The sequence below is a fragment of the Klebsiella aerogenes genome, assembly GCA_029027985.1.
Taxonomy (GTDB): domain Bacteria; phylum Pseudomonadota; class Gammaproteobacteria; order Enterobacterales; family Enterobacteriaceae; genus Klebsiella; species Klebsiella aerogenes_A.
This window is the reverse complement of the sequence record CP119076.1, coordinates 4,803,830-4,817,187: the sequence shown is the minus strand read 5'-3', so window position 1 is coordinate 4,817,187 and position 13,358 is coordinate 4,803,830. Positions and strand designations below refer to the sequence as shown.

Annotated in this window: 8 protein-coding genes, 1 tRNA gene and 3 rRNA genes; 9 read left to right on the top strand and 3 right to left on the bottom strand. The window is 53.6% G+C overall.

Going from position 1 to position 13,358, the window contains the following annotated elements; genetic code table 11:
• Positions 1–8: 8 nt before the first annotated feature.
• Positions 9–2,198, bottom strand: a complete 2,190-nt coding sequence (fadB, locus tag PYR66_22815) for a fatty acid oxidation complex subunit alpha FadB (protein WEF28050.1) — start codon at positions 2,196–2,198, stop codon at positions 9–11.
• A gap of 191 nt (positions 2,199–2,389) precedes the next feature.
• Here fadB and pepQ point away from each other — a divergent pair, with 191 nt between their 5' ends.
• From pepQ to rrf, 8 genes are all read left to right on the top strand, one after another.
• Positions 2,390–3,721 (top strand): Xaa-Pro dipeptidase, encoded by a 1,332-nt coding sequence (gene pepQ / locus PYR66_22810; GenBank protein ID WEF28049.1) that lies wholly within the window; start codon positions 2,390–2,392, stop codon positions 3,719–3,721.
• Positions 3,721–4,335, top strand: coding sequence for an IMPACT family protein (locus PYR66_22805; GenBank protein ID WEF28048.1), 615 nt, complete (start codon positions 3,721–3,723; stop codon positions 4,333–4,335). Before pepQ ends, PYR66_22805 begins: the two co-directional genes overlap by 1 nt.
• 40 nt (positions 4,336–4,375) lie before the next feature.
• A complete protein-coding gene (gene trkH / locus PYR66_22800) occupies positions 4,376–5,827 on the top strand; it encodes a Trk system potassium transporter TrkH (protein ID WEF28047.1) in 1,452 nt (483 codons plus the stop codon).
• Positions 5,828–5,838: 11 nt separating this feature from the next.
• Positions 5,839–6,372 carry a menaquinone-dependent protoporphyrinogen IX dehydrogenase gene (gene hemG, locus PYR66_22795; GenBank protein ID WEF28046.1) on the top strand — a complete coding sequence of 178 codons (534 nt, stop codon included), beginning with the start codon at positions 5,839–5,841 and terminating at the stop codon, positions 6,370–6,372.
• 388 nt (positions 6,373–6,760) lie between these two features.
• Positions 6,761–8,300, top strand: a 16S ribosomal RNA gene (locus tag PYR66_22790).
• Between the two features lie 85 nt (positions 8,301–8,385).
• Positions 8,386–8,461: transfer RNA gene (locus PYR66_22785), tRNA-Glu, on the top strand.
• Positions 8,462–8,644: 183 nt separating this feature from the next.
• Positions 8,645–11,549: ribosomal RNA gene (locus tag PYR66_22780) — 23S ribosomal RNA — on the top strand.
• Positions 11,550–11,641: 92 nt separating this feature from the next.
• Positions 11,642–11,757: ribosomal RNA gene (rrf, locus tag PYR66_22775) — 5S ribosomal RNA — on the top strand.
• The 16S, 23S and 5S rRNA genes sit together here with 1 tRNA gene alongside, the layout of an rRNA operon.
• 174 nt (positions 11,758–11,931) lie before the next feature.
• Here rrf and mobB read toward each other — a convergent pair.
• Both mobB and mobA read right to left on the bottom strand, forming a co-directional pair.
• Entirely contained in the window at positions 11,932–12,438 is a 507-nt protein-coding gene (mobB, locus tag PYR66_22770; GenBank protein ID WEF28045.1) for a molybdopterin-guanine dinucleotide biosynthesis protein MobB, read from the bottom strand.
• Positions 12,435–13,016, bottom strand: a complete 582-nt coding sequence (gene mobA / locus PYR66_22765; GenBank protein WEF28044.1) for a molybdenum cofactor guanylyltransferase MobA — start codon at positions 13,014–13,016, stop codon at positions 12,435–12,437. Before mobA ends, mobB begins: the two co-directional genes overlap by 4 nt.
• A gap of 71 nt (positions 13,017–13,087) precedes the next feature.
• Between mobA and PYR66_22760 the strand changes: the two genes are divergently transcribed.
• Entirely contained in the window at positions 13,088–13,357 is a 270-nt protein-coding gene (locus PYR66_22760; GenBank protein ID WEF28043.1) for a YihD family protein, read from the top strand.
• Position 13,358: the final 1 nt, after the last annotated feature.

Genomic DNA, 13,358 nt, shown 5'->3' with positions numbered 1-13,358 from the left:
GTGACTCCTTAAGCCGTTTTCAGTTCGCCAACCGGGCGGGCTGGTTCTACTGGAGGATAATACGGTTCGTTATGACGGGCTTTGTTACGCAGACCCTCCGGCACGGCGTAAAGCGGGCCGAGGTGCTGGTACTGCTGTGCCATATCGAGATATTTCGCACTACCGATGGTGTCCAGCCAGCGGAACGCGCCGCCGTGAAACGGAGGGAAGCCCAGGCCGTATACCAGCGCCATATCCGCTTCCGCCGGGCTGGCGATGATGCCTTCTTCCAGGCAGCGGACGACTTCGTTGACCATTGGGATCATCATGCGGGCGATAATCTCTTCATCGCTGAAATCGCGCTTTGGCTGGCTGACGTCGGCCAGCAGGCTATCAACAGCGGCATCTTCTTCTTTCTTCGGCTTACCTTTGCTGTCTTCTTTATAACGCCAGAAGCCAAGGCCGTTCTTCTGACCGAAACGATTGGCGTCGAACAGGGCGTCGATAGCGTCGCGATAATCTTTCTGCATCCGCTGTGGGAAGCCCGCCGCCATAACCGCTTGAGCATGGTGTGCGGTATCGATGCCGACGACGTCCAGTAGATAGGCCGGGCCCATTGGCCAGCCAAACTGTTTTTCCATCACTTTGTCGACTTTGCGGAAATCCGCGCCGTCGCGCAGCAACTGGCTGAATCCTGCAAAATAAGGGAACAACACGCGGTTAACGAAGAATCCGGGGCAGTCATTCACCACGATTGGCGTCTTGCCCATTTTGCTGGCCCAGGCCACAACTTTGGCAATAGTCTGATCCGAGGTTTTTGCTCCGCGGATGACTTCGACCAACGGCATACGATGTACCGGGTTAAAGAAGTGCATACCGCAGAAGTTTTCCGGGCGCTGCAGAACGCTTGCCAGTTCGCCGATCGGAATGGTTGAGGTATTGGAGGCTAGCACGGTATCCGGGCGCACTTTTTCTTCGGTTTCCGCCAGTACCGCCTTCTTCACTTTCGGGTTTTCTACCACCGCTTCGACGACGACATCTACGCGATCAAAACCACTGTATTCCAGCGTCGGCTGGATGGTGCTAATTACCCCGGCTAGCTTCAGGCCGTCGATTTTGCCGCGCTCCAGCTGTTTATTGAGCAGCTTCGCCGCTTCGGTCATACCCAGGGTCAGTGATTTGTCGCTAATGTCCTTCATGACTACCGGCACACCCTTCCAGGCCGACTGGTAAGCAATACCGCCGCCCATAATACCGGCGCCCAATACGGCGGCGTGCTTCGGCGTGTCGACATCTTTGGTCAGTTTTTTCGCTTTGGCTTTAACGTACTGGTCATTAAGGAAGATACCGACCAGCGCGCGCGCTTCGTTAGTGTGCGCCAGCGGGACAAAACTTTGGTTTTCCAGCTTCAGTGCGTCGTCACGGCCAAGGCGCGCGGCGGCTTCAATGGTTTTCACCGCGGTGATCGGCGCCGGATAATGCTTACCGGCAGTTTGCGCGACCATGCCTTTGGCGATGGTGAAGCTCATGGCGGCTTCAATTTTGCTGAGCTTCAACGGTTCCAGCTTCGGCTGACGTTTAGCTTTCCAGTCCAGGTCGCCATTAATGGCCTGACGCAGAATCGCCAGTGCGCCATCACGCAGTTTTTCCGCGTTCACGATGCCATCGACGAGACCTATCTTCAGCGCTTGATCGGCGCCGACGTCTTTACCTGCGGCGATAATTTCCAGCGCGCTATCGGCGCCGAGCAGGCGCGGCATGCGCACGGAACCGCCAAAGCCGGGCATAATACCCAGTTTGGTTTCCGGCAGGCCGATCCGCAGGTCCGGCGTCGCCAGGCGATAATCAGTCGCCAGCACGCATTCGCAGCCGCCGCCCAGTGCATAGCCGTTGACTGCGGACAGGGTAGGGACTGGTAAATCTTCCAGGCGGTTGAAGACGCTATTGGCAAAGTGCAGCCACTGGCTCAGCTGTTCTTCCGGCACCAGGAACAGCGAAAGGAATTCGGTAATGTCGGCGCCGACGATAAAGGCCGCTTTTTCAGAGCGCAGCAGCAGCCCTTTGAGATCTTGTTGCTTTTCGAGCACGTCCAGCGCATGACCGAGGCTGGCCACGGTTGCGGTATCGAGCTTGTTGACCGAGCCTGGGGCATCAAAAACCAGTTCGGCAATGCCATCTTCCAGCCAGTCGAGGTACAGGGTGTCGCCTTTGTAGAGCATGTCAGTCTCCTGAATCCAGCAATATGATCTGGTCGTACCAGATGGATCGGAGTGTGGAATTTATGTTAAGAAAATGCAAATTACTCTTTAAATAATTGCTGGTCGGATCACACCCGGTAGAAATCCCCCGGCCTGAAGCCAATGTGCTAAGATGCGGAGAATCACGATCCAATAAAAGCAAAGGATAAAAGATGGAATCACTGGCCGCGCTCTATAAAAATCATATCGTTACCCTACAAGAACGTACCCGCAAAGTATTAGATCGTTTTAAGCTGGATGCCTTGCTGATCCACTCCGGCGAGCTGATTAATGTCTTCCTCGACGATCATCCGTATCCATTCAAAGTCAACCCGCAGTTCAAGGCATGGGTGCCAGTGACTCAGGTGCCAAACTGCTGGTTGCTGGTAGACGGCGTGAATAAACCGAAGTTGTGGTTCTATTTACCGGTCGATTACTGGCATAACGTTGAGCCGCTGCCGACCTCCTTCTGGACGGAAGAAATCGACGTGATCGCGCTGCCGAAAGCTGATGGCATTGGCAGCCAACTGCCAGCGGCGCGCGGCAACATCGGCTATATCGGCCCGGTGCCGGAGCGTGCGTTAGGCGTGGGCATCGCGGCAGACAAAATTAACCCGCAAGGCGTTATCGACTATCTGCACTATTACCGCGCTTACAAAACCGACTATGAACTGGCCTGCATGCGTGAAGCGCAGAAATCAGCGGTCAATGGCCATCGCGCGGCGCACGAAGCCTTCCAGTCCGGGATGAGCGAGTTCGATATCAACCAGGCCTACCTGACTGCAACCGGCCATCGCGACACCGATGTTCCTTATAGCAACATTGTGGCGCTGAATGAACATGCGGCGGTGTTGCACTACACCAAGCTGGATCACCGCGCGCCGTCTGAGATTCGCAGCTTCCTGCTGGATGCGGGAGCCGAGTACAACGGCTACGCGGCTGACCTGACTCGTACCTGGGCGGCGCATAGCGATAACGACTTCGCGCATCTGATTAAAGACGTTAACGACGAGCAACTGGCGCTGATCGGCACCATGAAGGCCGGTACCCGCTATGTTGACTACCATATTCAATTCCATCAACGCATCGCGAAGCTGCTGCGTAAGCATCAGCTGGTTACCAATATGAGCGAAGAGGCGATGGTGGAAAACAATCTGACCGGGCCGTTTATGCCGCACGGTATTGGCCACCCGCTGGGTCTGCAGGTGCATGATGTCGCTGGTTTTATGCAGGATGATACCGGTACGCATCTGGCGGCGCCGTCGAAATACCTGTATCTGCGCTGTACCCGCATTATTGAGCCACGCATGGTGTTGACCATTGAACCCGGCATCTACTTTATTGAGTCGCTGCTGGCACCATGGCGTGAAGGGCAGTTCAGCAAACACTTCAACTGGCAGAAAATTGAAGCCATGAAGCCGTTTGGCGGGATTCGTATCGAAGATAACGTGGTGGTCCACGAAAACAGCATCGAAAATATGACGCGTGATCTGAAACTGGCGTAATGGAAAGCTGGTTGATTCCGGCCGCGCCGGTTAGCTTTGTCGAAGAGATTAAAAAGAGTCGTTTCATCACGCTGTTGGCGCACACCGACGGCGTGGCGGCGGCGAAAGCATTCGTCGAATCCGTCAGGGCTGAACACCCGGATGCGCGCCACCACTGCGTGGCGTGGGTCGCCGGGCCGCCTGATGATTCGCAGCAGTTGGGTTTTTCTGACGACGGCGAACCGGCGGGAACGGCGGGTAAACCGATGCTGGCGCAGCTGATGGGTAGCGGCGTCGGCGAGATTACCGCTGTAGTGGTGCGCTACTACGGTGGTATTCTGCTGGGCACCGGCGGCCTGGTGAAGGCCTATGGCGGCGGCGTCCACCAGGCGCTTGCGCAGCTGAACACGCAGCGCAAGACGCCGTTAACCGCATATACTTTGCAATGTGAATACGGGCAGTTAGCTGGGGTTGAAGCGTTACTGGCGCAGTTCTCGGGCGTTATTGTGGAAAGCGAATATCAGGCGTCAGTTCAACTGCGAATCGCGCTTCCTCAAGCTGAAGTGGCGTCTTTTTCCTCAAAACTGGCCGATTTTAGTCGTGGTTCATTGCAATTACTGAAGATTGACGAATAATCCCCACCTGATTTTTTGTATACCAAAGGAAGCGCCAGAGATGCATTTTCGCGCGATAACCCGAATCGTTGGACTGCTGGTCATCTTATTTTCGGGGACGATGATTGTCCCAGGATTAGTGGCCCTGATATATCGCGATGGCGCGGGGCGGGCCTTTACCCAAACCTTCTTTGTTGCCCTGGCGATCGGCTCCATGCTGTGGTGGCCGAACCGTAAGCAAAAAGGTGAACTGAAATCCCGCGAAGGGTTTCTGATTGTCGTGCTGTTCTGGACGGTGCTGGGTAGCGTCGGTGCATTACCCTTTATCTTTGCTGAACAACCTAATCTCACGGTGACGGATGCCTTTTTTGAATCTTTCTCCGGGCTGACGACCACCGGCGCGACAACGCTAGTGGGACTGGATTCACTCCCTCACGCCATCCTTTTCTATCGCCAGATGTTGCAGTGGTTCGGCGGTATGGGGATCATTGTGCTGGCGGTGGCGATTCTGCCTATCCTCGGCGTCGGCGGGATGCAGCTCTACCGGGCGGAAATGCCGGGACCGTTGAAAGACAATAAGATGCGCCCACGTATCGCTGAGACGGCGAAAACGCTGTGGCTTATTTATGTACTACTGACTGCCGCCTGTGCGTTGGCGTTGTGGTTTGCCGGGATGCCGGCATTCGATGCCATTGGCCATAGCTTTGCGACTATCGCCATCGGCGGTTTCTCTACTCATGATGCCAGCGTCGGCTACTTTAATAGCCCGATGATTAACTCCATCATCGCCATCTTCCTGCTGATCTCCGGCTGTAACTATGGCCTGCATTTTTCACTACTGAGTGGTCGTAGTTTGCGGGTTTATTGGCGCGACCCGGAATTCCGGATGTTTATCGGCGTCCAGTTGACCCTGGTTATCGTCTGTACGCTGGTATTGTGGCTGCATAATGTCTACGGTTCGGTACTGACGACGTTAAATCAGGCGTTTTTCCAGGTGGTCTCGATGGCGACGACCGCCGGATTCACCACCGATAGTATTGCGCGCTGGCCGCTGTTCCTGCCGGTGCTACTACTCTGTTCGGCATTTATCGGCGGCTGCGCCGGTTCGACGGGCGGTGGCCTGAAGGTGATTCGTATTCTGCTGCTGTTCAAGCAGGGCAACCGTGAACTTAAGCGCCTGGTGCACCCGAATGCGGTATATAGCATTAAGTTGGGTAACCGTGCGTTGCCGGAGCGCATTCTGGAGGCGGTGTGGGGATTCTTCTCCGCCTATGCGCTGGTTTTTATCATTAGCATGCTGGCCATTATCGCCACCGGGGTTGATGACTTCTCCGCTTTTGCATCTGTGGTGGCGACATTGAACAACCTGGGTCCTGGCCTCGGGGTCGTCGCCGATAACTTTGCGACAATGAACCCCGTCGCGAAATGGATCCTGATTGCTAATATGCTGTTTGGCCGTCTGGAAGTGTTCACCTTATTGGTGCTCTTTACCCCCACTTTCTGGCGCGAATAACAGGAGTGCTCGTGAAAACTTTAATTCTCTTCTCCACCCGTGACGGGCAGACCCGTGAAATTGCCTCGTACCTGGCCTCCGAGCTAAAAGAACTGGGGATTGATGCGGACACCGTTAATCTGAACCGTACCGATGTAGTTGAGTGGCATTACTACGATCGCGTGGTGATTGGCGCCTCTATTCGCTATGGTCACTTCCATCCGGCGCTGGACCGTTTTGTGAAAAAGCACCTGGCATCATTGCAGGCGCTGCCGGGCGCGTTCTTCTCGGTAAACCTGGTGGCGCGCAAGCCGGAAAAGCGAACGCCGCAAACTAACAGCTATACGCGCAAGTTCTTGCTTAACTCGCCGTGGCAGCCACAGAACTGTGCGGTCTTCGCCGGGGCGCTGCGTTATCCGCGCTACCGTTGGTACGATCGCTTTATGATTCGCTTAATTATGAAGATGACCGGCGGGGAAACGGATACCAGTAAAGAAGTGGTCTATACCGACTGGACGCAGGTTGCCAGATTTGCTCGAGAAATCGCGCAAATGACGAGCAAATAGCGCGTAAAACTCGCGTTGTGGTGGAAAATCGAGCGAACGAAAAGTTTTTTTGAATTTCCTCTTGTCACTTCAGAATTACTCCCTATAATGCGCCACCACTGACACGGAACAACGGCAAACAAGCCGCCGGGTCAGCGGGGTTCCACTGAGAACCTCGCAGAGAAAAGCAAAAATAAATGCTTGACTCTGAAGCGGGAAAGCGTAATATGCACACCCCGCGCCGCAGCGAAAAACGAAGCGGCACTGCTCTTTAACAATTTATCAGACAATCTGTGTGGGCACTCAAAGTGACATGGATTCTTAACGTCCTCGGACGAAAAATGAATACCAAGTCTCTGAGTGAACATACGTAATTCATTACGAAGTTTAATTCACGAGCATCAAACTTAAATTGAAGAGTTTGATCATGGCTCAGATTGAACGCTGGCGGCAGGCCTAACACATGCAAGTCGAGCGGTAGCACAGAGAGCTTGCTCTCGGGTGACGAGCGGCGGACGGGTGAGTAATGTCTGGGAAACTGCCTGATGGAGGGGGATAACTACTGGAAACGGTAGCTAATACCGCATAACGTCGCAAGACCAAAGTGGGGGACCTTCGGGCCTCATGCCATCAGATGTGCCCAGATGGGATTAGCTAGTAGGTGGGGTAATGGCTCACCTAGGCGACGATCCCTAGCTGGTCTGAGAGGATGACCAGCCACACTGGAACTGAGACACGGTCCAGACTCCTACGGGAGGCAGCAGTGGGGAATATTGCACAATGGGCGCAAGCCTGATGCAGCCATGCCGCGTGTATGAAGAAGGCCTTCGGGTTGTAAAGTACTTTCAGCGAGGAGGAAGGCGCTGAGGTTAATAACCTCAGCGATTGACGTTACTCGCAGAAGAAGCACCGGCTAACTCCGTGCCAGCAGCCGCGGTAATACGGAGGGTGCAAGCGTTAATCGGAATTACTGGGCGTAAAGCGCACGCAGGCGGTCTGTCAAGTCGGATGTGAAATCCCCGGGCTCAACCTGGGAACTGCATTCGAAACTGGCAGGCTAGAGTCTTGTAGAGGGGGGTAGAATTCCAGGTGTAGCGGTGAAATGCGTAGAGATCTGGAGGAATACCGGTGGCGAAGGCGGCCCCCTGGACAAAGACTGACGCTCAGGTGCGAAAGCGTGGGGAGCAAACAGGATTAGATACCCTGGTAGTCCACGCCGTAAACGATGTCGACTTGGAGGTTGTGCCCTTGAGGCGTGGCTTCCGGAGCTAACGCGTTAAGTCGACCGCCTGGGGAGTACGGCCGCAAGGTTAAAACTCAAATGAATTGACGGGGGCCCGCACAAGCGGTGGAGCATGTGGTTTAATTCGATGCAACGCGAAGAACCTTACCTACTCTTGACATCCAGAGAACTTAGCAGAGATGCTTTGGTGCCTTCGGGAACTCTGAGACAGGTGCTGCATGGCTGTCGTCAGCTCGTGTTGTGAAATGTTGGGTTAAGTCCCGCAACGAGCGCAACCCTTATCCTTTGTTGCCAGCGGTCCGGCCGGGAACTCAAAGGAGACTGCCAGTGATAAACTGGAGGAAGGTGGGGATGACGTCAAGTCATCATGGCCCTTACGAGTAGGGCTACACACGTGCTACAATGGCATATACAAAGAGAAGCGACCTCGCGAGAGCAAGCGGACCTCATAAAGTATGTCGTAGTCCGGATTGGAGTCTGCAACTCGACTCCATGAAGTCGGAATCGCTAGTAATCGTAGATCAGAATGCTACGGTGAATACGTTCCCGGGCCTTGTACACACCGCCCGTCACACCATGGGAGTGGGTTGCAAAAGAAGTAGGTAGCTTAACCTTCGGGAGGGCGCTTACCACTTTGTGATTCATGACTGGGGTGAAGTCGTAACAAGGTAACCGTAGGGGAACCTGCGGTTGGATCACCTCCTTACCTGAAAGAACCTGCCTTTGTAGTGCTCACACAGATTGTCTGATGAAAAGTAAATAGCAAGGCGTCTTGCGATTGAGACTTACACGTCCCCTTCGTCTAGAGGCCCAGGACACCGCCCTTTCACGGCGGTAACAGGGGTTCGAATCCCCTAGGGGACGCCACTTGCTGGTTTGTGAGTGAAAGTCGCCGACCTCAGTATCTCAAAACTTACCTTCGGGTGACGTTTGAGATATTTGCTCTTTAAAAATCTGGATCAAGCTGAAAATTGAAACGACACACCGTTAATGGTGTGTTCGAGTCTCTCAAATTTTCGCAATCAGAAGTGAAACATCTTCGGGTTGTGAGGTTAAGCGACTAAGCGTACACGGTGGATGCCCTGGCAGTCAGAGGCGATGAAGGACGTGCTAATCTGCGAAAAGCGTCGGTAAGGTGATATGAACCGTTATAGCCGGCGATGTCCGAATGGGGAAACCCAGTGCAATTCGTTGCACTATCGTTAACTGAATACATAGGTTAACGAGGCGAACCGGGGGAACTGAAACATCTAAGTACCCCGAGGAAAAGAAATCAACCGAGATTCCCCCAGTAGCGGCGAGCGAACGGGGAGCAGCCCAGAGTCTGAATCAGCTTGTGTGTTAGTGGAACGGTCTGGAAAGTCCGACGGTACAGGGTGATAGTCCCGTACACCAAAATGCACAGGTTGTGAACTCGATGAGTAGGGCGGGACACGTGGTATCCTGTCTGAATATGGGGGGACCATCCTCCAAGGCTAAATACTCCTGACTGACCGATAGTGAACCAGTACCGTGAGGGAAAGGCGAAAAGAACCCCGGCGAGGGGAGTGAAAAAGAACCTGAAACCGTGTACGTACAAGCAGTGGGAGCACCTTCGGGTGTGACTGCGTACCTTTTGTATAATGGGTCAGCGACTTATATTCTGTAGCAAGGTTAACCGTATAGGGGAGCCGCAGGGAAACCGAGTCTTAACTGGGCGTTAAGTTGCAGGGTATAGACCCGAAACCCGGTGATCTAGCCATGGGCAGGTTGAAGGTTGGGTAACACTAACTGGAGGACCGAACCGACTAATGTTGAAAAATTAGCGGATGACCTGTGGCTGGGGGTGAAAGGCCAATCAAACCGGGAGATAGCTGGTTCTCCCCGAAAGCTATTTAGGTAGCGCCTCGTGAACTCATCTTCGGGGGTAGAGCACTGTTTCGGCTAGGGGGTCATCCCGACTTACCAACCCGATGCAAACTACGAATACCGAAGAATGTTATCACGGGAGACACACGGCGGGTGCTAACGTCCGTCGTGAAGAGGGAAACAACCCAGACCGCCAGCTAAGGTCCCAAAGTCATGGTTAAGTGGGAAACGATGTGGGAAGGCACAGACAGCCAGGATGTTGGCTTAGAAGCAGCCATCATTTAAAGAAAGCGTAATAGCTCACTGGTCGAGTCGGCCTGCGCGGAAGATGTAACGGGGCTAAACCATGCACCGAAGCTGCGGCAGCGACACTATGTGTTGTTGGGTAGGGGAGCGTTCTGTAAGCCTGCGAAGGTGGCCTGTGAGGGTTGCTGGAGGTATCAGAAGTGCGAATGCTGACATAAGTAACGATAATGCGGGTGAAAAGCCCGCACGCCGGAAGACCAAGGGTTCCTGTCCAACGTTAATCGGGGCAGGGTGAGTCGACCCCTAAGGCGAGGCCGAAAGGCGTAGTCGATGGGAAACAGGTTAATATTCCTGTACTGGGTGTTACTGCGAAGGGGGGACGGAGAAGGCTATGTTAGCCGGGCGACGGTTGTCCCGGTTTAAGCATGTAGGCGGGTGTTCCAGGTAAATCCGGAACGCTGTTAACGCTGAGGTGTGATGACGAGGCACTACGGTGCTGAAGTAACAAATGCCCTGCTTCCAGGAAAAGCCTCTAAGCATCAGGTAACATCAAATCGTACCCCAAACCGACACAGGTGGTCAGGTAGAGAATACCAAGGCGCTTGAGAGAACTCGGGTGAAGGAACTAGGCAAAATGGTGCCGTAACTTCGGGAGAAGGCACGCTGATATGTAGGTGAAGCCCCTGCGGGTGGAGCTGAAATCAGTCGAAGATACCAGCTGGCTGCAACTGTTTATTAAAAACACAGCACTGTGCAAACACGAAAGTGGACGTATACGGTGTGACGCCTGCCCGGTGCCGGAAGGTTAATTGATGGGGTTATCCGTAAGGAGAAGCTCTTGATCGAAGCCCCGGTAAACGGCGGCCGTAACTATAACGGTCCTAAGGTAGCGAAATTCCTTGTCGGGTAAGTTCCGACCTGCACGAATGGCGTAATGATGGCCAGGCTGTCTCCACCCGAGACTCAGTGAAATTGAACTCGCTGTGAAGATGCAGTGTACCCGCGGCAAGACGGAAAGACCCCGTGAACCTTTACTATAGCTTGACACTGAACATTGAGCCTTGATGTGTAGGATAGGTGGGAGGCTTTGAAGCGTGGACGCCAGTCTGCGTGGAGCCGACCTTGAAATACCACCCTTTAATGTTTGATGTTCTAACCTGGCGCCGTAATCCGGCGTGGGGACAGTGTCTGGTGGGTAGTTTGACTGGGGCGGTCTCCTCCCAAAGAGTAACGGAGGAGCACGAAGGTTAGCTAATCCTGGTCGGACATCAGGAGGTTAGTGCAATGGCATAAGCTAGCTTGACTGCGAGCGTGACGGCGCGAGCAGGTGCGAAAGCAGGTCATAGTGATCCGGTGGTTCTGAATGGAAGGGCCATCGCTCAACGGATAAAAGGTACTCCGGGGATAACAGGCTGATACCGCCCAAGAGTTCATATCGACGGCGGTGTTTGGCACCTCGATGTCGGCTCATCACATCCTGGGGCTGAAGTAGGTCCCAAGGGTATGGCTGTTCGCCATTTAAAGTGGTACGCGAGCTGGGTTTAGAACGTCGTGAGACAGTTCGGTCCCTATCTGCCGTGGGCGCTGGAGAATTGAGGGGGGCTGCTCCTAGTACGAGAGGACCGGAGTGGACGCATCACTGGTGTTCGGGTTGTCATGCCAATGGCATTGCCCGGTAGCTAAATGCGGAAAAGATAAGTGCTGAAAGCATCTAAGCACGAAACTTGCCCCGAGATGAGTTCTCCCTGAGACTTTAAGTCTCCTGAAGGAACGTTAAAGACGATGACGTTGATAGGTCGGGTGTGTAAGCGTAGCGATACGTTGAGCTAACCGATACTAATGAACCGTGAGGCTTAACCTTACAACGCCGAAGCTGTTTTGGCGATTTGAGACGATTTTCAGCGTGATACAGATTAATCGATGCGTCTTATGACGGATTGATAACAGAATTTGCCTGGCGGCAGTAGCGCGGTGGTCCCACCTGACCCCATGCCGAACTCAGAAGTGAAACGCCGTAGCGCCGATGGTAGTGTGGGGTCTCCCCATGTGAGAGTAGGGAACTGCCAGGCATCAAATAAAGCAAAAGGCTCAGTCGAAAGACTGAGCCTTTTGTCGTCTGCATTTTACCGCTGTGACGGCGGTCGCCTCCCCGGTGGCGCTGCGCTTACCGGGGCTACGGGCCCTGTAGCCCGGACAAGGTGCGCAGCACCGCCTCCGGGGGAATCCCGCCATATTTCTGACTGCTACCGAGCCTCTAACCACCGCATAATAAATGCCGCGATCTGCGGAATATTATTTAAATCCAACTGTGGAAGCGACGTCGCGATCGGCACATCGCTGGCCACGGCTATCGTATGTTCATCAATCATTATCTCTTCCACACGATGTCCGCTGTTTTGCCGAAAAAGCAGGATCTTCGGCACAGATTCATGCTTAAAGCCCTCTACCAAAACTAAATCCAGTTTGCTCGAATCCATTCTGCTGACTAGCCATCTGAGATCTAATTCTGGTTCATCTGGCGTTTCAGTCATCAGCGCCCAGCGCTGCGCGCTGGCGACAAGGGTCTGCGCGGCGCCAGCCTTACGTAATTCATAGCTATCCTTGCCGGGCTTATCGACATCCATATCATGATGGGTGTGTTTAATCAGACCTGGCCGTAACCCGTTAGCGCACAACTCGGGGATGAGATGCTTTAATAGTGTTGTTTTCCCTGTGCCGCTCCATGCGGCAATGGCTAATAACGGGATCATGATGGCTCCTGCATACGCTGCAAATCATCAAGGGTATTCACATTGATGAATGCGGATTTCACATCACTGAAGTTGACCGAATGTCCGCCCGCCTGGCGCATAAAGACCATCACCCGGCGTTCTCCACGGGCAAGATAGGCCCCCAGTTCCGTAACAATTTGCCGATGTACTAATGCAATGGCGGGGTGATCACGCTCGCCGTCATGCACCCAAACCATCGGTGCTGAAGCTTTCTGCTGCACAAAGCGCTCAACTAAGAAAGATGGAATAAATGGCGTGTCGCAGGGGCAAAAAACAAACCATGGGCTTTCTACCTGCTGCATAACGGCAAGCATGCCTGCCAGAGGGCCCGGATAGTCACCTTGCGTATCGCTATAAACCGGGTAGCCGCTGGCATTCCAGTGTTCAAGATTACGATTGGCGCTAATCACTAACTTATTCACCTGCGGCGCTAATGTCTGCGCAACATGACGCCAAAGCGGGCGACCATTCAGCAGCTGTAACCCTTTATCAACGCCGCCCATTCGCGTGGCCCTTCCGCCCGCCAACACGACGCCGGTTATTGCCTCGCTTTGCATATTAATATCGCCTCTTTCATTGTGGGATTGACCCTGTTAACTTGTCCCTATCAAGAGTAAGGAGCATGACTATGAAATGTAAACGCCTGAATGAAGTAATTGAACTCCTCCAGCCAGCCTGGCAAAAAGAACCTGAACTAAACCTGGTTCAATTCTTGCAGAAACTGGCTGCTGAAGCGGGTTACAAAGGCGAATTGGCCGATCTTTCCGACGATATTCTGATTTATCACCTGAAAATGCGTGATTCATCAAAAGAGGCGGTTATCCCGGGTATTCAAAAAGACTATGAAGAGGATTTTAAAACCGCGCTGCTGCGCGCGCGTGGCGTTATTAAAGAGTAAA